22 protein-coding genes are annotated in these 23560 nt (G+C 62.2%); 5 read left to right on the top strand and 17 right to left on the bottom strand.

Annotated features, from left to right (window positions below):
• Nucleotides 1–126: 126 nt before the first annotated feature.
• Nucleotides 127–1122, bottom strand: coding sequence for a DUF1223 domain-containing protein (locus tag JHX88_RS08445; RefSeq protein WP_272848219.1), 996 nt, complete (start codon nt 1120–1122; stop codon nt 127–129).
• Nucleotides 1123–1358: 236 nt separating this feature from the next.
• Between JHX88_RS08445 and acnA the strand changes: the two genes are divergently transcribed.
• Nucleotides 1359–4130 carry an aconitate hydratase AcnA gene (gene acnA, locus JHX88_RS08440; RefSeq protein ID WP_076526266.1) on the top strand — a complete coding sequence of 924 codons (2772 nt, stop codon included), beginning with the start codon at nt 1359–1361 and terminating at the stop codon, nt 4128–4130.
• 58 nt (nt 4131–4188) lie between these two features.
• Here the strand turns inward: acnA and ggt are convergent, their stop codons facing one another.
• The 10 genes from ggt to yajC all read right to left on the bottom strand — a co-directional run bounded on the left by ggt (nt 4189) and on the right by yajC (nt 12316).
• Nucleotides 4189–6003, bottom strand: coding sequence for a gamma-glutamyltransferase (gene ggt / locus JHX88_RS08435; protein ID WP_076526264.1), 1815 nt, complete (start codon nt 6001–6003; stop codon nt 4189–4191).
• Between the two features lie 75 nt (nt 6004–6078).
• Nucleotides 6079–6621 (bottom strand): DsbE family thiol:disulfide interchange protein, encoded by a 543-nt coding sequence (locus JHX88_RS08430; protein WP_076526262.1) that lies wholly within the window; start codon nt 6619–6621, stop codon nt 6079–6081.
• Complete coding sequence (ccmD, locus tag JHX88_RS08425; RefSeq protein WP_076526260.1) at nt 6614–6757, bottom strand: heme exporter protein CcmD; 144 nt, start codon at nt 6755–6757, stop codon at nt 6614–6616. Before ccmD ends, JHX88_RS08430 begins: the two co-directional genes overlap by 8 nt.
• Nucleotides 6754–7479: a heme ABC transporter permease gene (locus JHX88_RS08420; RefSeq protein ID WP_076526258.1), complete on the bottom strand. Its 726-nt coding sequence runs from the start codon at nt 7477–7479 to the stop codon at nt 6754–6756. The genes ccmD and JHX88_RS08420 overlap by 4 nt, the downstream gene beginning before the upstream one ends.
• Nucleotides 7480–7520: 41 nt before the next feature.
• On the bottom strand, nt 7521–8177 hold the full coding sequence (ccmB, locus tag JHX88_RS08415; RefSeq protein WP_076526256.1) for a heme exporter protein CcmB: 657 nt from the start codon (nt 8175–8177) through the stop codon (nt 7521–7523).
• Between the two features lie 175 nt (nt 8178–8352).
• The gene (ccmA, locus tag JHX88_RS08410; RefSeq protein WP_076526254.1) at nt 8353–8982 is read right to left on the bottom strand and encodes a heme ABC exporter ATP-binding protein CcmA; all 630 of its coding nucleotides are present in this window, start codon (nt 8980–8982) and stop codon (nt 8353–8355) included.
• Nucleotides 8979–9332: an Mth938-like domain-containing protein gene (locus JHX88_RS08405; RefSeq protein ID WP_076526252.1), complete on the bottom strand. Its 354-nt coding sequence runs from the start codon at nt 9330–9332 to the stop codon at nt 8979–8981. Before JHX88_RS08405 ends, ccmA begins: the two co-directional genes overlap by 4 nt.
• Complete coding sequence (secF, locus tag JHX88_RS08400) at nt 9332–10306, bottom strand: protein translocase subunit SecF (RefSeq protein WP_076526250.1); 975 nt, start codon at nt 10304–10306, stop codon at nt 9332–9334. Before secF ends, JHX88_RS08405 begins: the two co-directional genes overlap by 1 nt.
• 1 nt (nt 10307) lies before the next feature.
• A complete protein-coding gene (gene secD, locus JHX88_RS08395) occupies nt 10308–11972 on the bottom strand; it encodes a protein translocase subunit SecD (RefSeq protein ID WP_076526248.1) in 1665 nt (554 codons plus the stop codon).
• A 14-nt stretch (nt 11973–11986) separates the two neighbouring features.
• On the bottom strand, nt 11987–12316 hold the full coding sequence (yajC, locus tag JHX88_RS08390) for a preprotein translocase subunit YajC (RefSeq protein ID WP_076526246.1): 330 nt from the start codon (nt 12314–12316) through the stop codon (nt 11987–11989).
• A 248-nt stretch (nt 12317–12564) separates the two neighbouring features.
• Here yajC and JHX88_RS08385 point away from each other — a divergent pair, with 248 nt between their 5' ends.
• Nucleotides 12565–13152 carry an outer membrane beta-barrel protein gene (locus tag JHX88_RS08385; protein WP_141225829.1) on the top strand — a complete coding sequence of 196 codons (588 nt, stop codon included), beginning with the start codon at nt 12565–12567 and terminating at the stop codon, nt 13150–13152.
• A gap of 85 nt (nt 13153–13237) precedes the next feature.
• Here the strand turns inward: JHX88_RS08385 and JHX88_RS08380 are convergent, their stop codons facing one another.
• The gene (locus JHX88_RS08380) at nt 13238–14401 is read right to left on the bottom strand and encodes a M20 aminoacylase family protein (RefSeq protein WP_076526242.1); all 1164 of its coding nucleotides are present in this window, start codon (nt 14399–14401) and stop codon (nt 13238–13240) included.
• Nucleotides 14402–14463: 62 nt separating this feature from the next.
• Here JHX88_RS08380 and mazG point away from each other — a divergent pair, with 62 nt between their 5' ends.
• Both mazG and edd read left to right on the top strand, forming a co-directional pair.
• Nucleotides 14464–15276: a nucleoside triphosphate pyrophosphohydrolase gene (gene mazG / locus JHX88_RS08375; protein ID WP_076526240.1), complete on the top strand. Its 813-nt coding sequence runs from the start codon at nt 14464–14466 to the stop codon at nt 15274–15276.
• 93 nt (nt 15277–15369) lie between these two features.
• The gene (gene edd, locus JHX88_RS08370) at nt 15370–17172 is read left to right on the top strand and encodes a phosphogluconate dehydratase (protein WP_076526238.1); all 1803 of its coding nucleotides are present in this window, start codon (nt 15370–15372) and stop codon (nt 17170–17172) included.
• 350 nt (nt 17173–17522) lie between these two features.
• On the opposite strand, the gene JHX88_RS08365 is transcribed toward edd, so the two are convergent.
• Nucleotides 17523–18398, bottom strand: a complete 876-nt coding sequence (locus tag JHX88_RS08365; RefSeq protein WP_076526237.1) for a LysR family transcriptional regulator — start codon at nt 18396–18398, stop codon at nt 17523–17525.
• Between the two features lie 137 nt (nt 18399–18535).
• Here JHX88_RS08365 and JHX88_RS08360 point away from each other — a divergent pair, with 137 nt between their 5' ends.
• Nucleotides 18536–18766: a DUF1127 domain-containing protein gene (locus tag JHX88_RS08360; RefSeq protein WP_272848218.1), complete on the top strand. Its 231-nt coding sequence runs from the start codon at nt 18536–18538 to the stop codon at nt 18764–18766.
• Nucleotides 18767–18835: 69 nt separating this feature from the next.
• On the opposite strand, the gene JHX88_RS08355 is transcribed toward JHX88_RS08360, so the two are convergent.
• From JHX88_RS08355 to hisD, 4 genes are all read right to left on the bottom strand, one after another.
• Entirely contained in the window at nt 18836–20830 is a 1995-nt protein-coding gene (locus JHX88_RS08355) for a hypothetical protein (RefSeq protein ID WP_076526235.1), read from the bottom strand.
• 388 nt (nt 20831–21218) lie between these two features.
• Nucleotides 21219–21683, bottom strand: a complete 465-nt coding sequence (locus JHX88_RS08350; RefSeq protein ID WP_076526231.1) for an arsenate-mycothiol transferase ArsC — start codon at nt 21681–21683, stop codon at nt 21219–21221.
• A 4-nt stretch (nt 21684–21687) separates the two neighbouring features.
• A complete protein-coding gene (locus JHX88_RS08345; RefSeq protein WP_076526230.1) occupies nt 21688–22167 on the bottom strand; it encodes a UPF0262 family protein in 480 nt (159 codons plus the stop codon).
• Nucleotides 22164–23477, bottom strand: coding sequence for a histidinol dehydrogenase (gene hisD, locus JHX88_RS08340; RefSeq protein ID WP_076526228.1), 1314 nt, complete (start codon nt 23475–23477; stop codon nt 22164–22166). The genes JHX88_RS08345 and hisD overlap by 4 nt, the downstream gene beginning before the upstream one ends.
• Nucleotides 23478–23560: the final 83 nt, after the last annotated feature.

Raw genomic sequence — 23560 nt, 5'->3', positions numbered from 1 at the left:
ATTTGCTGGGTGAATCCGGCATCTGTTGCGCGGGAAGTCAGATGCAACGCACGGTGCTGTTGCCGTGCGCGCGTTGCGTTGGAAAAGCCGTGATTGCGGTAAAAGGGACGGCCGGACCGGAGCGGTTCAATCGAGCCCGATCGCGGCAAGGATCGGTCCGGGCATTTCCTTGCCGCTCAGATCCTCCTGCACCAGGATCACGTGGCGGGTATCGGCAGGGAAACTGTCATCGGGCAGCCCCTCCTGCCGCACGGTCAGGCGCAACGGGGCCTGGCCATCCCAATCGGCCAGCTTTTCAAGCGACAGCACGACATTGACATAAGTCATTTCACGGCCACGATTTTCCCCGGCCTTGATCTCGACCGTGCGCTGCGGGGCATAGCGGACCAGGATCACGTCGATCGGCATCGCAAGTTCTGACAGCGGCACGATCTCTATCCGGTCGCCTTCAGCCGTCTGCTCGCGATTCAGGCTCACCACCGCGGGCGAGGCGCGATGCGCATCGATCAGCCCCATCAACTGGACCGGTCCCGGCGCCACGGCCGTGTCCTGCCCATCGATGATGAGTTGCGGGGTATAGACCGATCTTTCGCCTGCGGCGCGGGCATAAGCCTCTTGCCTGGCGGTAAATTGCGGGTTGGCGAAACTGTCCGCCCATCCCAGGTAATCCCAGTAATCGACATGCAGCGACAAGGGCAGGATTCCCGGATCATCCGCCAGCGTTTCCAGCATCGCATCGGCAGGCGGACAGGAGGAACAGCCCTGCGAAGTGAACAGCTCGACCACCACGGGCAGTGTGGGCGGTGTGAAATTGTCCAGCGACGGTGGCGCCATGTCACTGGCGGCAAAGCTGTTGAACCCGCCGATCTCAGGGGCGCTGTATGGACTCGTCACCGAGGGCGCGGAACGGCCAGGATCGGCCGGAGCGGCAATGATCGGCGCATCCGCACCCACCCCGAGGGCATCTTGTGCGGCAACGGGCAGTGCTGCGGTCAGCGCAACGGCAATCGCCCCCAAACATGCTTTTGCCCTCGACAATGCCGTCATCTTCCCCTTGACCAGATCACTCCGGCTGTGCGTCAGAACGCCCGGTTGCGCCCTGCCTGAAATGCTATGCATCATCCAGCCCAATTCATTGAATGTCGATCTCTTGCATAGCGGGTAGCAGGGCCTCAAGACAAATCAAGGCTTTGTTAGTCTGCCGAGAGCAAAGCATCGTGCCTCTTGAGCAACAGCGGAAAGTCTGGTATGCGATTGCATACAAACTCTCTGCGATGCCCTTGCAGAACCTTTCTCCATCAGGCAAAGCAGGGATACCGCATGCCCGACCCATCCATTTCGCAGACAGGGAGGCCCTGATGCCCATCCAGACCGGAATTGATTCCGCCAAGACCCGCCGCAAGCTCAAAGCCGGCGGCAAGGAAATCGCCTATTACTCGATCGACGCCGCCACCGAGGCTGGCCTTGGCGATTTCTCCAAGCTTCCCGCCGCACTGAAAGTGGTGCTGGAAAACATGTTGCGCTTCGAGGATGGCGGCAAAACCGTCAGCGCCGACGACATCAAGGCCTTCGCCGAATGGGCCGCCAAGGGCGGCAAGAACCCGCGCGAGATCGCCTATCGCCCTGCCCGCGTGCTGATGCAGGACTTTACCGGCGTTCCCGCCGTGGTGGACCTGGCGGCAATGCGCGACGGCATCAAGGCGCTTGGCGGCGATGCGCAGAAGATCAACCCGCTGAACCCGGTCGACCTGGTCATCGACCACTCGGTCATGATCGACGAGTTCGGCACCCCCCGCGCCTTCCAGTTCAACGTGGAGCGTGAATACGAACGCAATATCGAACGTTACCAGTTCCTGAAATGGGGCCAGAAAGCGTTCCAGAATTTCCGCGTCGTACCGCCGGGAACCGGCATCTGCCACCAGGTGAACCTTGAATATCTGGGCCAGACCGTCTGGACCGATACCGACCAGAGCGGTGAGGAAGTCGCCTATCCCGACACGCTGGTCGGCACCGACAGCCACACCACCATGATCAACGGCCTCGCCGTTCTGGGCTGGGGCGTCGGCGGGATCGAGGCCGAGGCAGCGATGCTCGGGCAACCGATCTCGATGCTGATTCCCGAGGTCGTGGGCTTCAAGATCTCGGGCGCGCTGACCGAAGGCGTGACCGCGACCGACCTGGTGCTGAAGGTCGTTCAGATGCTGCGCCAACATGGCGTTGTCGGCAAATTCGTCGAATTCTACGGCGATGGGCTGGATCACATGCCACTGGCCGACCGCGCGACCATCGCCAACATGGCGCCCGAATACGGCGCAACCTGTGGCTTCTTCCCGATCGACGACGAAACCCTGCGCTACCTGCGTCAAACCGGCCGGGACGAAGAGCGCATCGCACTGGTCGAGGCCTATGCCAAGGAGAACGGCTTCTGGCGCGGCAAAGGCTACGATCCGGTCTATTCCTCGACGCTGGAACTGGACCAGGGCGATGTCGTGCCCGCCATCTCGGGGCCGAAACGCCCGCAGGATCACGTCGCCCTGACCGAATCCGCCTATGAGTTCCGCAAGTATATCTGTGGCACCCGCAAGCTGCCCGAGCCGACCGGCAACGGTACGCGCGCATGGAAATCCGAAGGCGGCGCCGCCACACCAGACGATCTTCCCGGTCATCACGAAGGCTACAAATCCGGTTCGGTCGAGGGAGAGGATTACAAGCTGCATGACGGCTCTATCGTGATCGCCTCGATCACATCCTGCACCAATACCTCGAATCCCTATGTGCTGATGGCCGCCGGTCTCGTCGCCCGCAAGGCGCGCGAACTGGGCCTGACCCGCAAACCCTGGGTCAAGACCTCGCTGGCGCCGGGCTCGCAGGTCGTGTCGGAATATCTGGAGGCAGCAGGCCTGCAAGACGACCTGAACGCGATCGGCTTCAACCTCGTGGGTTATGGCTGCACCACCTGCATCGGCAATTCCGGCCCGCTGGAGCCGGAAATATCGAAATCGATCAGCGACAATGACCTGGTCGCAGTGTCGGTCCTGTCGGGCAACCGCAACTTCGAGGGCCGGATCTCGCCCGACGTCCGCGCCAACTACCTGGCCTCGCCGCCGCTGGTCGTGGCCTATGCGTTGGCGGGCGACATGAATATCGACCTGACCACCGAGCCGCTCGGCACCTCGAAGGACGGCAAGCCTGTCTACCTGAAAGATGTTTGGCCAACCACGAAGGAGGTGGCCGAGTTGGTCGAAACCGTCGTCACGCGCGAGATGTTCCAGGAAAAATACGCCGACGTGTTCAAGGGCGACGAACGCTGGCAGGGTGTCGATGTCACCGATAGCGAGACCTATGACTGGCCGGCAAGCTCGACCTATATCCAGAACCCGCCCTATTTCCAGGGCATGTCCAAGGACCCTGGCACGATCAGCAATATCGAGGGCGCGCGCGTCCTGGCATTGCTGGGTGACATGATCACCACCGACCACATTTCGCCCGCCGGTTCCTTCAAGCCGGACACCCCCGCCGGGAAATACCTGACCGAGCGGCAGGTTTCCCCGCGCGAATTCAACTCTTACGGCTCGCGCCGCGGCAATCACGAGGTGATGATGCGCGGCACCTTCGCCAATATCCGCATCAAGAACGAGATGCTGGACGGTGTCGAAGGCGGCTATACCAAGGGGCCCGACGGCAAGCAAAACTCGATCTACGATGCCGCGATGGCCTATGAGGAAGCGGGCGTTCCGCTGGTCGTGATCGGCGGGGTCGAGTATGGTGCCGGTTCGTCTCGGGATTGGGCGGCCAAGGGCACCAACCTTCTGGGCATCAAGGCGGTGATCGCCGAAAGCTTCGAGCGCATCCACCGCTCGAATCTGGTCGGCATGGGCGTCATTCCTTTCGAGTTCACCGATGGCGACAGCCGCAAGACCCTGAACCTGACCGGAGCGGAAACCGTCTCGATCAGCGGTCTGGAAGGTGATTTCAAGCCGCTTTCACAGGTTCCGGCAACGATCACCTATCCTGACGGCACCACCAAGGAGATCACGCTCAAGGCCCGCGTCGATACCGAGGTCGAGATCGAGTATCTCAAGAATGGCGGCGTGCTGCATTACGTGCTGCGTAATCTCGCCGCAGCCTGATCGGGCGCTGAAGACAAACGGAAACCCCCGGCCATTGCGCCGGGGGTTTTCTTTTACATCAATCGCCTATCGCGACACCTTCACGGCGCGGATCAGCCCCACCCGACAAGCCATCAGGCGTGATCGCGATGCCGTGCAAACCGGAATTCAGGTCGGCTTCCTCGACCTCGAAGCCGATATCGGTCAGCGCTTGGGTCAGGTCAGTCGCCGGTGTTCCCGCCTCGACATCCATCGTCCCGAACCGATTGACGATATTGGGAAGGGCCACCGCCTGCTGCACATCCATGCCCCAATCGATGTAACCGATGATCGCCTTGGCGACATAACCGATGATCCGGCTACCGCCCGGCGAACCGATCACCAGCACCGGCTTGCCATCCTTCATCACGATGCTCGGCGCCATCGAGGAACGCGGACGCTTGCCCGGCTCCAGCCGGTTGGCGATGGGATAGCCCGCCTCGTCATGCGTCTCGAAAGAGAAATCGGTCAGCTCATTATTCAACAGGAAACCCTGGGTGAACAGGCGCGAGCCGAAACCGTTCTCGATGGTGGTGGTCATGGAGAGCGCATTGCCATCCGCATCGACGATCGAGATATGCGAGGTCGAGGGCAGTTCCAGCGAGCTGTCCTGCCCCCAGTTCATCGCGTGCGACCAGCCCGGCGAACCGGCGCTGACCTCGGGCAGGCTGTCATCTCCGCCCAGCAACTCGCCGCGCTCGGCAAGGTAATCGGGCGCGATCAGGCCCTCGCTCGGGACCGGCACGAAATCGCTGTCGGCCATGTAGCGGCCCCGATCCGCGAAGGCGAGGCGTGACGCATCGCCGATCAGCCGCCAGCTTTCCGGGTTTTCGGCCCCAAGCGCGGCCAGATCATAGCCCCCCAGCATCCCGAGGATTTGCCCCACGGTCAGCCCGCCCGAGGACGGAGGCCCCATGCCGCACACCTCGTGATCGCGATATTCTGCGCAGACCGCCGGGCGCTCCTTGACCTTGTAAGCCGCCAGGTCATCAACCGAGAGCAATCCAGGATTTCCCTCTGCATTCCGAACAGTATCGGCGATACCTTCAGCGATTTCTCCGCTATAGAAAGCGCGACTGCCCTCTGCCGCCAACCGCCGCAGAACATGGGCGTATTCGGGGTTTTCCAACATGTCACCCGCCGCAATGGCCTGACCATCAGGGAAGAAATAGGCCTTGGTGGCGGGGAAACGGCCCAAGCGCTCGCTGTCGTCGGCCACCAGCGCGGCCAAGCGCGGCGAGACGGTAAAGCCCTCATCTGCCAAGGTGATGGCATCATCGAACAGGCTGCCCCAGTTCACCTTGCCCCAACGGCGATGCGCTTCCTCGAGCAGCGCGGGCGTGCCCGGCGTGCCGACCGAACGGCCGCCGACCACCGCGTCATAGAATTCCAGCGGCTCGCCATTCTCATCCTGGAAATAGGTCGGAGTCGCGGCAAGGGGCGCGGTCTCGCGGCCGTCCAGCGTGGTCAACTCGCCGCTTTCGGCATCATACCAGACAAGGAAGGCGCCCCCGCCCAAACCCGAGCTTTGCGGCTCGACCAGCCCCAACACGGTCTGGACGGCCACCATCGCATCGGCAGCCGATCCGCCGCGCTCCAACACCTTGGCTCCGGCCTCAACGGCCAGTGGATTTGCCGCCGCCACCATCCAGTTCTGCGCGGTGACCGGCTTGCCTTCTTCTTTGCTGGCCAATGCGGCGCCGGCAGCCTCGCCCAGACCGGCGAAGACATCGGCGCTTTCGGTCTCGGGGCTCCCTGCCTCCGGCGCAACCGCATCCGTCGCCTGCTGCGCTATCGCAGGCATTGCCCAAACGCCGCCCATCAGCAGCGCCGTCACTAGACTCACCCTTGTCATGGCTGACCTCTCCCCGTTCTCACAAATGGATGAGGTCACTCTGTCGCGCAGTTGCACAAGGCGCAACCCGTCAGATCACTGCTCGGCGGCCAGCGCCTTTTCCAGCTCGGGGACAAAGCGGTTGGTGTAATCCTCGCGGACCATCGGCCCGGCAAAGCGATAAAGGATCTCGCCCTCGCCATTGACGATGAAAGTCTCGGGCGGGGCGGTCACCCCCCAATCGATGGCCCCCCGCCCCTTGGGATCGGTCGCCATGGCATGGAACGGATCGCCGTCCTCCTCCAGGAATTCCAGCGCATTGGCCTCCGGGTCCTTCAGATCGACGCCATAAACCGGAAGGCGTTCGGACAATTCCATCAAGGTCGGATGCTCTGCCCGGCAAGGCGGGCACCAACTTGCCCAGAAATTCACCAGCTTCACGCCGGGCTCGCGCAGCATCGCGTCGGTCAGTTGCGTCTTGCCCGGCAGCGTGGTCTGCGGCACGGCAGGCGCCTCGCGCCCGACCATGGTCGAGGGCAGCGCGTCTGGATCGTCGCGCCCCATGCCCCAGAGGAACATCCCCGCCAGAGCGGCAAAGGCCAGCGGCGGCAGCGCGACAAGGGGCGAAATCCTAGCCATTCTTCTCGTATTTCTCCAATTCACGGCGGGCGCGTACATTTGCTGCCCAGCTTTGCCAGATAATCCCGGTCAACAGCAGCAACGAGACCCCGTAGGCGGCCAGCACCGTGCCGGCATATTTCCCAAGATCCATCATGCGCGCATCTCCCGTGCCTGCAATGCGGCAAGACGCCGCCTGCGGATTTCTGTGCGGGTGCGGACCAGAACCAACACCAGAAACAGCAGCAGGAACCCGAACATCGAAAGGTAAAGCGGATAGCGATAGATCTCGCTCATACGTTCGCCCGGCGCAACGGACAGCGAGGCCCCCTGATGCAACCCCTGGTTCCAGAACAGCACCGCGTAGCGCGACAGCAAAGCAAAGACCGAGCCGACAAGGCACAGCACCCCGGTCAGGTCGGCGGCGCTATCCGGGTCCTCGATGGCGGACCAGAGCGCGATATAGCCGATATAGAACAGCAGCAGGATCAGGAATGAGGTCAAGCGCGGGTCCCATTCCCACCATGTTCCCCACATCGGCTGCCCCCAGATCGCCCCGGTGGCCAGCGCGATCAGCGTCATCACCGCCCCCACCGGCGCCGCGGCCTTGGCGGCCAATGCGCTGACATGATGACGCCGGATCAGCCAGATCAGCGAGGCGATCAGCATCATCACCCAGATATTGATCGCCATCATCGCGGCGGGCACATGCAGGAAGACGATCTTGACGGTCGAGCCCTGCTTGTAATCCTCGGGCGTCAGAAATCCCCATGCGACGCCGCCGATGGTGCAGACCGCCGCGGCGATGGCCAGCCATGGCAGGACGGCGCCAGAGACGCGCATGAACTTCACGGGGTTTGCGTATTCCCAGATCGACATATGTCTCCCCTATCCTCGGCGCGCGCGCCCCTCAAGCCCTCTCACCGCAGATTGACCCGCAGGGCGGCGGCGGCGGCGAACGGCACCAGAGCCATGACCCCGGCGGTGATTCCGGCAAGGAACAGGATCGGCGTGGTGGGATCGCCCCCCTCCGCGCCGCGCCGGATGATCTCGGTACCGAAGATCAGCGTGGGGATATAGAGCGGCAGAACCAAGAGCGACAAAAGTAGCCCACCCCGGCGCAGCCCCACGGTGATCGCCGCTCCGAATGCGCCAAGCATCGACAGCGCCGGTGTGCCGATCAGCAGCGAGACGATCAGCCAGCCGGTGGCCTGCCCCGGCAAATGCAGCAGGATGCCGAAAACCGGCGCGGTGGCAATCAGCGGCAATCCGGTGGTGATCCAATGCGCCAATGCCTTGAGGGCAGTGACCGCCTCCAACGGGATCGGCGCGGTGGCCAGCAGATCAAGACTGCCATCCTCGTAATCCAGCGCAAAGATGCGATCCAGCGACAACAGGCAGGAAAGCAGTGCCCCGACCCAGAGGATTCCCGGCGCGATGGGACGCAGTGCGCTGGTCTCGGGACCGACGCCAAAGGGCACCAATGCGCAGAGGATCAGGAAAAACGCGACCGCAAGGCCGAAACCGCCGCCCGCGCGGGTGGCAAGGGCAAGATCGCGCTTCAGCAGGGCCAGCATCTGTGGCCCTCCCCCCGGTTACGATCTGCGGGACCGCCGATTCCGGCGCGAGACGAACCCGCACTCGCCCGCTTTCTTCTTTGCAAAAATATCTTCGGGGGGGTCCGGGGAGGCGAAGCGCCCCCCGGCTGTCGCGGGACGCAATCCTTGTAGGGCAGGTCTGACACGGATCGGCTCATGCGAAAGCCTCGTTGAAGCCTGCAGGCCTCCCGGATCGTCCCGGCCTGGCGCGATAGGGGGTCAGGTCCAGCACTCGCGCCTCTTCCAGCCCAAGGTCGATATGCGTCGCCATCAGTGCCGCACTTCCTTGGGCCAAATGCGTCCGGACCGCCTCTGCGAAGCGCTGGACCGAGACGGCATCAAGCGACACGGTCGGCTCGTCCAGAACCCAAAGCGGGCGTCCCGTGACCATCAGTCGTGCAAGCCCCAATCGCCGCTTCTGTCCGGCGGACAGTGCCGCTGCTGGACGATCGGCCAGCGCAGTCAGATCCATCGCGGCCAAAGCCTGATCGACGCTTTCGCCACCGAATATCCGCGCCCAGAAGCGCAGGTTCTCGGTCACTGTCAGCGCGGCTTTCAAGCCATCCGCATGGGCTGCATAGGCAACCGAGTCCTCGGTCATCTCGATCCGCCCGCCGGCCGCCGGTTGCAACCCCGCCACGCAGCGCAGAAGCGTCGTCTTGCCGATGCCGTTCGGGCCGCGCAGGATTAGCGCCTCTCCGGGATCCAGGGTAAAGGACACACCTTCCACCGCCCTGATCCCGCCGCGGGCGGCGGCAAGGTCATGGACGGCAAGCAGAGTCACAGGGGTAAAAGCGCGCAGGCGACGCGACGGCCTTCGGACAAGGTCACGTTATAGGTGCGGGCCGCCGTGGGAGAGGCCATCGCCTCGACCATCACCCCGACCTCTTCCAGCGCATCGACCAGATCACCCGGCGGATGGGCGATCTCTTCCCCCATTCCCAGGAACAATACGTCAATACGACCGACCAAAGCCAAAAGCGCTGCGCGATCCTCCAGCCCTTCCCAAGGCTGCGCTCCCCCCTGTTCGACGAGGACCGGGCCCTGGATGACCTCTCCGCCCACGCGGAAGAAACCGGGGCCGTAGCCGTCAACCGGCACCGCTCCGTCGAAATCTGTGGGCTTCATCGCCATCAGGGGGCCTCGGCTCCCGGAAATGCCGCTTCCTTGGGATCTTTTTTCGACCAGTCGCGCTTGACGCCAAGCCACAGAACCACGTTCTTGGCCACATAGATCGAGGAATAGGTGCCGATCACGATCCCGAAGGTGATCGCGAAGACAAAGCCACGGATCACGTCGCCGCCCAGCACCAAGAGCGCGATCAGTGCCACGAGCGTCGTGCCCGAGGTCATCACCGTGCGGCTGAGGGTCTCGTTCACCGACAGGTTCATCACGTCACGCAGGGCACGCTTCTTGTATTTCATCAGGTTCTCGCGCAGCCGGTCGAACACGACAACCGTATCGTTGATCGAATAACCCACGATGGTAAGCAATGCCGCCACGGTCGCAAGGTCGAACTTGATCTGGAACAGCGCGAAGACACCCATGGTGATAACCACGTCATGAACCAGCGAGACGATGGCCCCGATCGAGAACTGCCATTCGAAGCGCAGCCAGATATAGACCGAGATCGCCGCCAGCGACGCGAGAACGGCATAGATCGCGGTATTGATCAGTTCCCCCGACACCTTGGGACCGACCGATTCGACCGATGGGAAGGTGATCGAGGAATCGACCTCTTTCAAAGCCGCCTCGACGGCATTGATGGTTTCCGGGGTCACGGATTCGACACCATCCTGCGCGCTGATACGGACCTGGGCGACATTCTGATCGGGGCCGAATGTCGGGTCGAACACCTGCGAAATCGCCACGTCGCCCAGACCAAGAGGCTGCAATGCCTCGCGATAGGCGCCGACATCCACCTCTTGCGTGGATTCGGTCCGGATCGTCGTGCCGCCCTTGAAATCGATGCCGAAATTCAGACCGAACATCACCAGGAACACGACCGACAGCACGATCATGGCAGAAGAGATCCCGAAGGTCAGGAACTGCCAGCGAAAGAAGTCGATCTTGGTGTCCTGGGGAACCAGTTTCAGACGGAAAGCCATGTTACACCTCGATCTGGCGCGGGCGGGCGCGTTCGAACCATGTGACGGTCATCAGTCGCGTCACCCACAGTGCCGTAAAGACCGAAGTGACGATGCCGATGCTCAGCGTCACCGCAAAGCCCTTGACCGGACCCGAGCCCAGAGCGAACAGGATCGCGGCGATGATCAGCGTGGTGATATTGGCATCCACGATCGCCGACATCGCCTTTTCATAACCCAACTCTATCGCGCGGGCCGGACCGCGGGCGGTCCTCAACTCTTCTCGAATACGCTCGAAGACCAGCACATTGGCATCGACCGCCATGCCGATGGTCAGCACGATCCCCGCGATGCCGGGCAAGGTCAGTGTAGCACCGATCATCGAGAGCACACCAAAGATCAGTCCCATATTGATGGCCAGCGCGATCGAGGCGAATACCCCGAATTTTCCGTAGGACAGGACCATCAGCACGATCACGGCCACGAAACCCACCATCGAGGCAATCTTGCCCGCATCGATACTGTCCTGCCCCAGTTCCGGTCCGACCGTCCGCTCTTCGAGGAAGGTCAGCTCGGCGGGCAATGCACCGGCACGAAGCAGGATGGCCAGTTGGTTGGCCTCATCGAATGTCATGGAGCCCGAAATCTGCCCCGATCCGGTGGTGATGGCCTGCCGGATCACCGGGGCCGAGATCACCTGATCGTCCAGAACGATGGCGAAGGGCTGGCCGACATTGGCCGATGTGTAGGCACCGAATTTCCGCGCGCCAGTCGGGTTGAAACGGAAATCGACCGAAGGCTGCCCGTTCTGATCGGTCGAGGGCAACGCGTCGTTCAGCTCTTCGCCGGAGACGACGGGAGTTTCCTCGATCGTGTAGTAAACCCCCTCCTGCTCGGCATCGGGCAGCACCACCTGCCCCACATCGACCGGTGCATCCGGATCCGAGCCGGTGCCCGCGACGGGGTTGAAGGTCAGTTTGGCGGTCGTGCCGATCAGCGCCTTGAGTTCCTCGGCCGAACCGATGCCCGGCACCTGGATCAGGATCCGGTCGGTGCCCTGCCGCATGATGGTGGGTTCACGGGTGCCGACCTCGTCCACGCGCCGACGGATGATCTCGAGGCTTTGCTGGATGGTCCGGTCATCGGTTGCGACCTTTTCGGCCTCTGACAACTGGATCGTCATCGCGTTGCCATCGGCATTGATGTCCAGGCTGGACTGCCCTGCCCCGGTCAGGCTGGCAACGGGATCGGAAAAGCCGCGCGCGATCTCGACCGCCCGCGCCATCTGGTCGGGGTTGCCGATCTCGATCTTCAATGTGCCTTCCGAAGACTGCACCCGGCGGATCGTACCGATCGTGGCGCGCTCATCGGCCAATGCACGGCGCAGATCGGGCCAGAGCGCGTCCATGCGCGACTTGTAGACCTCGCTCACCCGCACCTCGGCCAGAAGATGCGCACCGCCACGCAGGTCGAGCCCCAGATTGACCAGCCCGTTCGGCAACCAGCCCGGCCAACCCGCTTCCGCCGCCTCCAGCTCCGGAGTGCTGACGCCGGTCTTCTCGACCGTGGCCACGGCATCATTATGCGCCTCGACCCGTTCGTAGAACAGGTTGGGCATGGCATAGGCCAGCCCCAGCACGCAGATCCCGATGATCAGGATGCGTTTCCAGCGGTCGATCTGAAGCATTTGGCGTCGAGCCCTCAGTTATTGGCGGCGGCCGGGGTGGTCGCGGTGATGACCTGGGCAATCGTCGAACGGACCACGCGGACCTTGACGCCCTGCGCGACCTCGACTTCCAGTTCGTCGTCGCGGGCGCTCGCGACCTTGCCGATCAGCCCACCCTGGGTGACGACCTGGTCGCCCTTTTTCAGCGCCGCAACCATTTCGCGATGCTGCTTGGCCCGCTTTTGCTGTGGCCGGATCATCAGGAAATACATGATCGCGAAGATCAGGATCAGCGGGATGAACTGCGCAAAGGCTGCGCCACCGGAACCTCCGGCGGCCTGAGCAAAGGCAGGGGTAGCAAACATGCGGTTTCCTTTCGGCTGTCAGGCCGGACCTTGAGGCCGACCAATTCGAGTTGGCGCGCAACCTATCTGCGCGGCCGGGCATTGGCAAGAAACTGCACGACACAGGATCGAGTATCGGTAAACGAAGCTGCCGAAATTGCCGTGATCCGGATGAAAATCCCCGATCTTAAGGGGTTATTAACAGTAGAGCGGCAAGGATACCCGGCATCCGAATCGCGCCAAACGCCCCAACCAAGCCGGAGTGGAATATGAAATGCATCCCCATCATGGCAGCTGTCGTCATGCTGTCATCCGCCGCTTTCGCGAAAGATTCCCCCTCCACCACGCTTTCCTCGGCGATCGAAATCGGCGACCGGAGCATCGGAGGCGACTGGAAGGGCTTTTATGCCGGATTGCAATCCGGCTCGGGCAACGCATCCCTGACTGACGAAAATGGCATCGAAGACCTGGGCGATTTCACCGGCTACGGGCTTCATTTCGGCCGTCTTGTCGATCACGGACGCTTTCTCGCCGGGGCCGAAGTCGATGCAGCCATGATCCGGCGCGACGCCGACGAGGGTCGGCATAAACTGCTGCGATTCAAAACCGTTTTCGGTGTCGATCTTGGCAGATTTGCACCCTACGGAGTTTTCGGAACCGCATATTTCATCCCTGACAGCCCGGATCTGAACCCGTCTTCCGGGCTGGTTTACGGATTGGGCGCGAATATGCAGGTTACGGATCATCTGACGCTTGGAATCGAACATACGAAACAGGGCTTCGACGATTTCAGCGGATATCCCGAAACCGACGTGAATGCCGCGCTGACACAGTTTCGCGCCTCATTCAGGTTTTGAGCCTGTACCACGGATTGATCTGTTTGCGCCGCCTGTACAGGGGTTGAACCGACCGCCCAACCCCCTTTTCAGAATATCATGTCATTTACGATGCCGGCTGCCCGCGTTCGACCAGCCGCGCGAAAAAGCTTGCGCCGAGCGGAGCGATCTCGTCGTTGAAATCATAACCGGGATTGTGAACTCCGGGCCCCTCGCCCTGCCCGAGGAACAGGTAACAGCCCGGACGCACATTCAGCATATAGCTGAAATCTTCCGCTCCCATCTCGCGGCCGATCGAATCCTCGACATTGGCATCTCCCGCCACCTCGCGGGCGATTTCGGCCGCAAAACTGGCCTGATCGGGATCGTTCACCGTGGCCGGATAGCCTTCGATATAGGTCAACTCGGCACTGACATCATAGGCCGCGCCCTGCCCCACGCAAATCTCGGAGAGGCGGCGTTGGACCATCTCGCGGACCTGGGGGTCGAATGTCCGCACCGTCCCGCAGATCCAGGCATCGTCGGGCACGATATTGTCGGCGCTGCCTGTATGGATCTGGGTCACCGAGATGACCAGATCGTCCAGTGCATAGTGATTGCGGCTGGAAATCGTCTGGATCGCGTTCACGATGGCCACCGCCGCGACGACGGGATCGGCGGTCAGATGCGGCATGGCGCCATGCCCGCCACGCCCCTTCACGTCGATCTCGAAACTGTCCACCGCCGCCATGATCGGTCCGGGCGTGGTATAAATGCTGCCCGCCCGATGGTTCGGGCTGTTATGCATCGCGAAGACCCGGTTGATACCAAAACGCTCCATCATGCCCTCGCGCACCATCGCGTCGCCACCGCCGCCATTCTCTTCGGCGGGTTGGAAGATCAGCGCCGCACGGCCGGCAAAATTCCGCGTTTCGGCCAGGTATTTGGCGGCCCCCAACAGCATCGTCGTATGTCCGTCATGTCCACAGGCATGCATCCGTCCCGGCACTTTCGAGGCCCATTCCGCGCCGGTGGTCTCTTCCATCGGCAAGGCATCCATATCGGCCCGCAGACCGATTGTCGCCCCCTCGCCCCGCCCCTTCACGATGGCGACGATTCCGGTCTGGCCGATTCCCTCGTGAATTTCATCCACACCGAATTCGCGCAGCCGGGCGGCGACGAAAGCCGCCGTCTCGTGACAGTCGAAGCCCAGTTCGGGATGCTGGTGCAGGTGTCGCCTCCACGCGGTCATCTCGTCGGTATAATCGGCGATACGGTTCAGGACTGGCATGTGGACTCACCTTCCGGGCTGTGGCAATCGATCCATCGGAGCCGAGGACGGGATGGATTGCAATGGCAGACAGCATGGATGCGGGAACCGAGATCGCCCGCCTGATCGATATCATGGACAAGTTGCGGGATCCTGAAACCGGTTGTCCATGGGATATCGAGCAGGATTTCACCTCTATCGCGCCCTATACGATCGAAGAGGCGCATGAGGTCGCCGACGCCATCGACCGAAAGGCATGGGACGAATTGCCCGGAGAACTGGGCGATCTGCTGCTACAGGTGGTCTTTCATGCGCAGATGGCGCGTGAAAAGGGGATGTTCGATTTCGCCGATTGCGCGGCGGCGATTTCCGACAAGCTGATCTTCCGCCATCCACATGTCTTCGGCGATGAGAGCCGCGATAAATCCGCCGAACAGCAGGTCAAGGATTGGGAGGCTATCAAGGCCGCCGAACGTGCCGGCAAGGCCGAACGTGGGACGCTGGACGGTGTGGCCCTGGGCCTGCCCGCCCTGACCCGGGCGATCAAGCTGCAAAATCGCGCCGCACGGGTGGGCTTCGACTGGCCCGGCGCCGAAGACGTTCTGGACAAGATCTCCGAGGAAACCGCCGAACTGGTCGAGGCGCGCGATGAGCTTGGACCCGATGAGCTCGAGGAAGAATTCGGCGATCTGATGTTCGTGATGGCCAATCTGGCGCGGCATCTGAAGATCGACCCGGAAGAAGCCTTGCGCCGGGCCAACACCAAGTTCACCCGCCGCTTCCAGTCGATCGAAGCCGCGCTGGCCGCCGAGAGCCGTCGCCCGGAAGACAGCGACCTGGCCGAGATGGATCAGCTCTGGAACCAGGCGAAGATCGTGGAGAAAGCCGACAAGTAAGAGCAGGCCGGGCCTTCACCGGAGTGCCGTGCAATACTTGCTTTGTTATCGCTAACAGAATATAGTCGTCCCAAAGCCAGAGGAGGCCGCAAGATGACCCTTCACGCCACCATCGACCGCGTCACCGACCGGATCCGCGAACGCTCGCAAGACAGCCGCGGCAAATATCTGAAAAAGATCGCCAAGGCGGCAGAGGACGGTCCCCGCCGCGCGCATCTTTCCTGCGGCAACCAGGCACATGCCTATGCCGCGATGGATGACAAGGAAGACATGGCGACGACGCGCAAGCCGAATATCGGCATCGTCACTGCCTATAATGACATGCTCTCGGCGCATCAGCCCTATGAGCGTTATCCCGACATTATCCGCCGCGCGGGCCATGCGGCTGGCGCCACGGTGCAGGTCGCGGGCGGCGTGCCCGCCATGTGCGACGGCGTCACACAGGGCCGCGCCGGGATGGAGCTGTCACTTTTCTCGCGCGACGTGATCGCGCTGGCGGCCGGGGTGGCCCTGTCGCATGATTGTTTCGACGCGGCGCTTTACATGGGCGTTTGCGACAAGATCGTGCCGGGGCTGGTGATCGGCGCGGCGACTTTCGGCCATATTCCCGCCGTGTTCATTCCCGCAGGTCCAATGCCCTCGGGCCTGCCGAATGACGAGAAGTCAAAGGTCCGCCAGCAATTCGCCACGGGTGAGATCGGGCGCGATGAGTTGATGGCAGCCGAAATGGCCTCGTATCACGGGCCCGGCACCTGCACCTTCTACGGCACCGCCAACAGCAACCAGATGCTGATGGAATTCATGGGCTTGCACCTGCCGGGATCGAGCTTCGTCAATCCCAACACACCGCTGCGCGAGGCGCTGACCGTGGCCGGGGTCGAACGCGCCGCCGCGATCACTCGCTTGGGTAATGACTACCTGCCTGCGGGCGATGTTCTGGACGAACGCGCCTTCGTCAACGGCATGGTCGGGCTCATGGCGACAGGGGGATCCACCAATCTTGTCATGCACTTACCGGCGATGGCTCGGGCTGCGGGCGTGCGGCTGGATATCGAGGACTTCCACGACATCTCCGAGGCCGTGCCGCTGATGGCGCGGGTCTATCCGAACGGGCTGGCCGATGTAAACCATTTCCACGCGGCGGGCGGAATCGGTTACATGATCGGGCAATTGCTGGATGCCGGGCTGTTGCATCCCGATGTCAAGACGATCAACGGCACCGGGCTGGACGGCTACACCGCCGAGCCCAAGCTGGAAGGCGAGCGCGTCCGGTGGGAAGCTGGCGCGAGGGAATCGCTGAACGACAAGATCCTTCGCCCGGCCCATGATCCTTTCGCAAAAACCGGCGGCCTGAAACAGCTTGAAGGCAATCTCGGCCGGGGTGTCATCAAGATCAGCGCGGTGGCCGAAGAACGTCACGTGATCGAGGCGAAAGCCCGCGTGTTCAGCGATCAGGAACAGGTGAAAGCCGCATTCAGGGCTGGAGAATTCACCGAGGACACCATTGTTGTCGTGCGTTTTCAAGGACCTCGCGCGAATGGCATGCCCGAGCTGCATTCCCTGACCCCGACCCTCGCGGTGCTGCAGGATCGGGGACTCAAGGTCGCTCTGGTGACCGATGGGCGGATGTCGGGGGCGTCGGGCAAGGTGCCCGCAGCGATCCATATTTCGCCCGAGGCTTCGGTCGGCGGGCCGCTTGCGCGGGTGCATGACGGCGACATGATCCGGATGGATGCGACCATGGGCACGATCGACTGCCTTGCCGAGGATTTCGATGATCGCAAGCCCGCCGCCTTCGACCCCGCGCCGAGCAGCGAGGGCATGGGGCGCGAGATGTTCGCCGCCTTCCGCGCTGTCGCCGGTCCCGCGACCGAAGGGGCCGGCGTGGTGGTCTGACGCGGCCCCGCAACACCAGCGCGCGTTGCGCTTTGGTGTTGCGCAACGCAAGACAACGCGCTTGACCAACAATTGCCGGGTTTTTGGCCGCACAGCGCGTACACAACCCGTACACAGCCTGTACACAGGGCGTACACAGGCAGCGTACGCTCCCGCCTGCATTCACATTTCCGTGCAGGCTGCGGTGGTGTGGCCGCGCCAGAGCGGTTTCACCCGCCAGAGATCGCCCCTCCCTTCTTCTTCATGGAAATATCCCACGGGGGTCCGGGGGTGTGAAACCCCCGGCCATCGCGGGACGCAATAAGCCATCACCCGGCGCAACCGGTAAACTCAACCGGAACCGAAACCGCTCAGGCCGCGGCCGCGGCCACCTCTGCCACCTCGTTCACCGCGCGACGCAGGTAGCAGGCGAAATCCGAAGCCAGGCAGCGGGCCGGTCCATCCGTGACATAGGCGTTCAGCCATGTCGGCGGCAGTGGCGGCAACGCCCCGCCGTGATCGATTGTCTCAAGCCCTGTCAAAGCAATTCCCGCGACCTGCAGATTGACCCCTAGATCCGCCGCCGCCAGCATCCGCCACGCCTCGCAGCCACCATCGCCGACCGACTGGCTCCATTCGATCCCGGCCTGTTCGAGCGCAGCGATGCCGACCGGGTAATAGGCGCAACGTGGCGAATTCGCGAGCGGTAGCGGCCGCTGCCGCCAGGCCGTGCCGCCGATCGCCCCGACCCAGATCAGGTCGAGCTTGGCAAGATGGATCGCACCCGGCGGCGCCTCGAATTCCGTCGTCAGGATCACATCGTGATCGCCGTTCTTCATCTGCTTGCGCAGATCCACGGTATTGCCGTCGTTGATGATCAGTTCGACCCGGGGATTATGCTCCCGGAATGCCCGCACTGCCTGCGCGACCTTGTCCAGCAGCCAGTCAGAGGTAAGCCCGACCCGCAACCGTCCCTCGGGCCGTTCCCCGGTGAAGCGTGACATGATCCTGTCATTCATCGCCACGAGCTTGCGCGCCTCGACCAGAAGTTCCGAGGCCATGTCCGACAGCACGACCCCGCGCCCCTGTTTCATCAGCATCGGCTGACCGAAGATCTCTTCCAGCCGTTTCATCTGCATCGACAGGGCGCTTTGCGTCATGTTCAGCGACTCTGCCGCGCGGGTCACCGCGCCATATTCGGCCACCGCCTGCAGCGAGCGCAGCGTGGCGATATCGAGATTCCGCATCCTTCAATCCTCCTGATGCCAACCATCAAAATCATTCGTTTTACGAATACATCCGGAAGGCGTAAATATCAACCCATCGGATGGTAAGTATCAATATTATCATCCTTCTTGATGCAATAGATCACCGGAGGTGAAGAATGGCACAGAAATCCGCAGCAATGCTACGCGTCGTGACCGGGCAAGGCATCGTCCCGCGCCCCGGTTGGATTGAGCGTATCCTGACCATGTTCGATGTCCGCAAGACGCGCATCGACCTGTCGAACCTGACCGACGAGCAATTGCGCGATGTCGGCCTGACCCGCGACGATGTCGCGGCCGAACTGGCCCGCCCCATCTGGGATGTCCCCCCGCATTGGCGCCACCGCTAAGCCTATGTGCAGGCCCTGCCCTATTCGATCGAAATGGATTTGCAGGGCCTGCACGCCGAGTGAGGAGTTCTAGGACATCCCGCCCGACAGAGCAGCGACCAGAAGCGCACCCGCCAATCCCAACCCGGCGAGTGCGCCCCCCATACCGCCCGAAGAATCGTCCGAGTCATCCTCCCCGTCACCGTTTTCCCCGCCGGATTCATCCCGCATTTCTGCCGGAGCCAACGACAAGGGAAGTTCCTCTTCGTCTTCGGGAGTGACGTCTTGTACAGATTTCGCAGAAACGCGGGGGTCAGGCGTTTTTCCGTCATCCGCCTCGGAACCATCGTCTTGCCCCGAATCGGGTTCGCCGTCTTCGGCCAGGAACTCCTTGACCCATTGCGATGGATCGATTGCCAGATTCCCCCCCATCAGTATGGTAATGATCGTGCCGTCGGGTGCCGTGATGAGGAGATCGCCCGGATGATCGTCGGTCTCGCCGGGCACGACCTCTAGCGCGGATTCGAACTCCTGCAGATCGGCGAAGAGATCACCAACGCTCAGAACATCCCTGTCGATCTCGAAATCTGCAATTGTGATCCTCTGGGCTCCATCCAGTACGAAGCTGTCATTGCCTGCCGAACCAGTGGCGATGACCTCTTCTCCGCCCAATTTCAGGACGTCACCGCCGCCGCCCCCATCAAGGACCGAGATCGCGCCCGTCGCGATAAGCCTGTCATCGCCACCCTGCCCGTACAGATAGTCATCGTGATCCGCGCCGATCAGAACATCGTCGCCATCCTGCCCGTAAAGGAAATTATTGGCGCCTTTCGTTCCGATGATCCTGTCATCTCCGTCGCTGCCCAATCCCAGGCCTAGCTTTTCCACCGGGTCAAAGCGCGACTCGGGATCGTGATCGCTCGCGGTTTTCTCGTTCCGCAGCCTTGCATCGATGACCTGTACCTCGCCATCACCCTCCAGGTCAGAATCCGCAGTGAAGGCGTTCATCGCGGCGGCATAGCTGTCCTGATGCCGAATCTCGATCTCGCCCTTTTCACCGATATAGGCCAGGCCCGAGCCGCCGGTATTGGCGCCGGGAAACCATGCGACAGCGATGTCGTTCTCGGCAAACCAGCCCAGCATCCGCGAATACTGGAAATCGGGGGCGTGATCCGAATCCGGATGATTCGTGGTTTCCCCGAAGCTGTTCGTCTCGGTCAGCACGATCGGATCGCCATCGACGACCGAGATGAACTCGGCCCAGTCCTGCTCGCGCTCGGCGCTGCTGCTCCCACCGATATTGCCCCAACCCGGATAGTGATGCACCGACCAGACGAGGTCCTCGCCAATATCCGCTCGCAGCCTGTCGATGACCGAGACACCGTTTTCACCGGTCTCGGCAAGCGGTTCGAACTGCGCACTCCACCCCCATGCCCCGACATAGATATCGCCGTCGTAAAAGCCATCGATGATCGCGGCGGTTTCGCTCATATGCTCGGCGTAGAGGCCGGTATAATGCGCAAGGCCAGGTCCCCCCTCGGCCTTGGCGAGATCGGCGGCCGCCGCGTAGCTGGCCGGTTCATTCATGATCTCGAGCCCGACGATCGCCGGCTTCATCTCGGGATTGCGCTCCAGCCAATCGCCAAATCGGGTCCAGCCGGTCTGCAGCCGGTCCAAGTATTCCCCATCCAGCGCCTTTTCGAGCCGTCCGGCTGTCATTCCCTTTTCTTCACCAAGATAGGCGGCACCATAGCCGGCATAGGTGAAGATCAGATTCTTGCCGTTATCGAGAGAGTCCTGAAGGAAGGCCTCGTAGTCGGCATGCAGATTGCCATTTCCGTCAAAGGCGTTCTCGTTGAAGCCGATCCGGAACGTGTTCACCGCGGGTAATGCGGCCGCCAATCTCTCCACCATCGCAGGCGTATAGCCCAATGGCTGGACCTGGTGATCGCCGAACGCGAGGTAATGTTTGTCGAAAGCTTCGCGGTTCTGAACGAAAACCCCGGAAGCCTTGTCCTGCGCCAACTTATCCTCTGCCCGGACCTGGATATTGATGATGTTCAGATGAGCACCGGCATTTGCCATGCGAATGATCCTTCCTGCAACAGACATGACGAGGTCGGACCGCGACACCGCAGGGGTGAAGCGGGCGGGAATCTCGCCCTTTGGACGGGTCGGGATCATTCAGGTGACGGTAGTCGACCGAAGTCGGGGCGACCGCCCCGAGAGGACAGGGCCTGCCGATATGCAAAGATTCATAACCTGATGATTCACCTTAACCGCAAATCAACCCCTGATTGCGCTTCAAGGCATGAATAAACGGTTAACCACGGCACGCGGATCGAAAGAATTATCTCTTTCCGGCCGGAATCGATTCCGTGTGATGCAATGTTGGTGTACTCAGATCAAAGCAGGAATCATGCTCTCCGGGGCAAGGAAACCCCAGATATCCTGCTGACAAAAAATAGATATGTTAAACGCCATTCAATGGCGGACCAAAGCGCTCAAGCATTCGCGTTCGAATCTGGTCCCGTGTCTGGCGATAGGCAGCCAGCTTGGCCTCGCGCCCCTCGGCCAGGCCGGTCGGATCCATGATCGGCCAATATTCAACCTCAAGGTGAAACAGGCGTGTCATCTCCAACGCAAGACGCTGGCTTGCGGGCGACAGGGCGACGATCATATCGAAACCGCCAAGATCGTCTCCCCAATCTTGCATCTCCTCGAAGCTCCGGCTGCGGTGGCTGGACAATTCGATCCCGATCTCCTCGCAGACCGCGATGGCGAAACCGTCGATCTCCAGGTCATTCTTGACCCCCGCCGACTGAACATAGGCGGCACGGCCATAGAATTGCTTCATCATCCCTTCGGCCATCGGCGACCGGACCGCATTGTGATCGCAGCAGAACAGAACCGAAGCGGGTATCTTATCCTGCGCCATGCGATCAGCCCTGTGGAATCAGCGCGCAGATCAGAGTGAAGAGGCGCCTTGCCGTGTCGATATCCAACTCGGCCTTGCCTTCCAGCCGTTCTTTCAGGGTCCGGGCACCCTCGTTGTGAATCCCCCGCCGCGCCATGTCGATGGCTTCTATCTGCGCGGGTGGCAGGCGTTTCACGGCATCGAAATAGCTTTGGCAGATCTGGAAATAATCCTTCACGACCTGCCGGAACGGCCCGAGTGACAGGTGAAACTCGGCCACTTTCTCGGCACTCTCGCCGGTGATGTCGAAAACCAGCCGTCCCTCGCGAATATCAAGCGACAGGACGAAAGGCCCATCCGGGGCAGGCTGCCCCTCGCGCCCCGGAATGGCAAAGCTGTTATCCTCGATCAGGTCGAAGATCGCCACCTTCCGCTCCTGCTCCATCTCCGGCGTGGCGGGCGCGATCGCGGAATCGTCGATCTCTATGCGGGTGATCCTGGTCATTCCGCCTTCCTTTCGTTCAGCGCCTTCAGACGCGCCTCGACCGAGGCACCATGCGCCTGCAATCCTTCCGAGGCGGCCAGTCGCGTGGCGGCGGGACCGATGGCGGCCAGGGCACCGGGTGTCAACCGGGCCATGGTCGTGCGCTTGAGGAAATCCATCACCGACAGGCCCGAGGAAAACCGCGCCGAGCGCGCCGTCGGCAGAACATGATTCGGACCGCTCACATAATCGCCCACCGCCTCGGGCGTATAGGGTCCGAGAAAGATCGCCCCGGCATGACGGCATTTCCCGGCCAGCGCCTCGGGGTCGTCCACGCATAGTTCCAGATGCTCGGGCGCGATGCGATCGGACAGGGCCGCCGCCTCGTTCAGATCGCGGGCGATGATGATAGTGCCGTAATCACGCCAGCTCGCCCCGGCGATCCCGGCGCGCGGAAGTGTCGGCAGGATCCGGTCCACCGCCCCGGCAACGGCATGGCCAAGCGCCTGATCGGTGGTGATCAGGATCGACTGCGCATCGGCGTCATGCTCGGCCTGGGCCAGCAGGTCCAGCGCCAGCCAGTCGGGGTCCTGCTCTCCCTCTGCGATGATCAGCACCTCGGAGGGACCGGCGATCATGTCGATGCCCACGCGCCCAAAGACCTGCCGCTTGGCCGCCGCGACATAGGCATTGCCCGGTCCGGTGATCTTGTCGACCGGCGGGATGGTCTCGGTCCCATAGGCCAGCGCGGCGATCGCCTGCGCACCGCCGATGCGATAGATCTCGTCCACGCCCGATAGCTGCGCCGCCAGCAGGACCAGCGGATTTATCACCCCGTCCGGCGTCGGCACGCAGACCACCAGCCGCTCGACCCCGGCCACCCGCGCCGGAATTGCGTTCATCAGGACCGAGGACGGATAGGCCGCCTGCCCCCCCGGCACATAGAGCCCGGCAGCCGATACCGGCGTCCAGCGCCATCCCAGGGTCGCGCCCTCGGGATCGGTCCAGCTCACATTCTCCGGCATCTGCCTTGCGTGATAGGCGCGGATACGCTCTGACGCGAGCGCCAGCGCGGCCCGATCCTCGGGCGAGACCTTGGCCACCTCGGCCGTGATCTCCTTGGCGGAAAAGCGCAGCCGGTCCGGCGTCAGGTCCAGCCGGTCGAATTTCGTCGTCAATTCGCACAGCACCGCATCGCCGCGCGTGCGCAAATCGGCGATGATCCCGGACACGACATCGTTCACATCGGGGGAATCCTCGCGCTTGGCCGACAGCATCGCGGCAAAGCGGGCCTCGAAATCGGCATCGGATGTGTTCAATGTGACCGGCATGGCATTCCCCTGCAATTGCGCCTTGTTAGCGGCTTGCAGTCTCGGCCTCAAGCAGGTGGAATCCGCAAATCTCCGGGCCGCGT

Origin of the sequence: Paracoccus saliphilus, assembly GCF_028553805.1 — a bacterium.
Taxonomy (GTDB): domain Bacteria; phylum Pseudomonadota; class Alphaproteobacteria; order Rhodobacterales; family Rhodobacteraceae; genus Paracoccus; species Paracoccus saliphilus.
This window is presented reverse-complemented; position numbering and strand designations above follow the sequence as displayed.

What these genes read in the sequence shown, in the direction of transcription:
- JHX88_RS08360 (WP_272848218.1), top strand. Translation starts at nt 18,536, where the DNA reads ATGGCACAGAAATCCGCAGCAATGCTACGCGTCGTGACCGGGCAAGGC.
- hisD (WP_076526228.1), bottom strand. Translation starts at nt 23,477, where the DNA reads ATGCCGGTCACATTGAACACATCCGATGCCGATTTCGAGGCCCGCTTT.
- ccmB (WP_076526256.1), bottom strand. Translation starts at nt 8,177, where the DNA reads ATGCTGGCCCTGCTGAAGCGCGATCTTGCCCTTGCCACCCGCGCGGGC.
- ccmD (WP_076526260.1), bottom strand. Translation starts at nt 6,757, where the DNA reads ATGATGGATCTTGGGAAATATGCCGGCACGGTGCTGGCCGCCTACGGG.
- mazG (WP_076526240.1), top strand. Translation starts at nt 14,464, where the DNA reads ATGGCAGACAGCATGGATGCGGGAACCGAGATCGCCCGCCTGATCGAT.
- JHX88_RS08380 (WP_076526242.1), bottom strand. Translation starts at nt 14,401, where the DNA reads ATGCCAGTCCTGAACCGTATCGCCGATTATACCGACGAGATGACCGCG.
- JHX88_RS08430 (WP_076526262.1), bottom strand. Translation starts at nt 6,621, where the DNA reads ATGGCTAGGATTTCGCCCCTTGTCGCGCTGCCGCCGCTGGCCTTTGCC.
- JHX88_RS08355 (WP_076526235.1), bottom strand. Translation starts at nt 20,830, where the DNA reads ATGGCAAATGCCGGTGCTCATCTGAACATCATCAATATCCAGGTCCGG.
- JHX88_RS08350 (WP_076526231.1), bottom strand. Translation starts at nt 21,683, where the DNA reads ATGGCGCAGGATAAGATACCCGCTTCGGTTCTGTTCTGCTGCGATCAC.
- secD (WP_076526248.1), bottom strand. Translation starts at nt 11,972, where the DNA reads ATGCTTCAGATCGACCGCTGGAAACGCATCCTGATCATCGGGATCTGC.
- yajC (WP_076526246.1), bottom strand. Translation starts at nt 12,316, where the DNA reads ATGTTTGCTACCCCTGCCTTTGCTCAGGCCGCCGGAGGTTCCGGTGGC.
- ggt (WP_076526264.1), bottom strand. Translation starts at nt 6,003, where the DNA reads ATGACAAGGGTGAGTCTAGTGACGGCGCTGCTGATGGGCGGCGTTTGG.
- JHX88_RS08405 (WP_076526252.1), bottom strand. Translation starts at nt 9,332, where the DNA reads ATGGCGATGAAGCCCACAGATTTCGACGGAGCGGTGCCGGTTGACGGC.
- JHX88_RS08365 (WP_076526237.1), bottom strand. Translation starts at nt 18,398, where the DNA reads ATGCGGAATCTCGATATCGCCACGCTGCGCTCGCTGCAGGCGGTGGCC.
- JHX88_RS08345 (WP_076526230.1), bottom strand. Translation starts at nt 22,167, where the DNA reads ATGACCAGGATCACCCGCATAGAGATCGACGATTCCGCGATCGCGCCC.
- JHX88_RS08420 (WP_076526258.1), bottom strand. Translation starts at nt 7,479, where the DNA reads ATGTCGATCTGGGAATACGCAAACCCCGTGAAGTTCATGCGCGTCTCT.
- secF (WP_076526250.1), bottom strand. Translation starts at nt 10,306, where the DNA reads ATGGCTTTCCGTCTGAAACTGGTTCCCCAGGACACCAAGATCGACTTC.
- JHX88_RS08385 (WP_141225829.1), top strand. Translation starts at nt 12,565, where the DNA reads ATGAAATGCATCCCCATCATGGCAGCTGTCGTCATGCTGTCATCCGCC.
- edd (WP_076526238.1), top strand. Translation starts at nt 15,370, where the DNA reads ATGACCCTTCACGCCACCATCGACCGCGTCACCGACCGGATCCGCGAA.
- JHX88_RS08445 (WP_272848219.1), bottom strand. Translation starts at nt 1,122, where the DNA reads ATGATGCATAGCATTTCAGGCAGGGCGCAACCGGGCGTTCTGACGCAC.
- acnA (WP_076526266.1), top strand. Translation starts at nt 1,359, where the DNA reads ATGCCCATCCAGACCGGAATTGATTCCGCCAAGACCCGCCGCAAGCTC.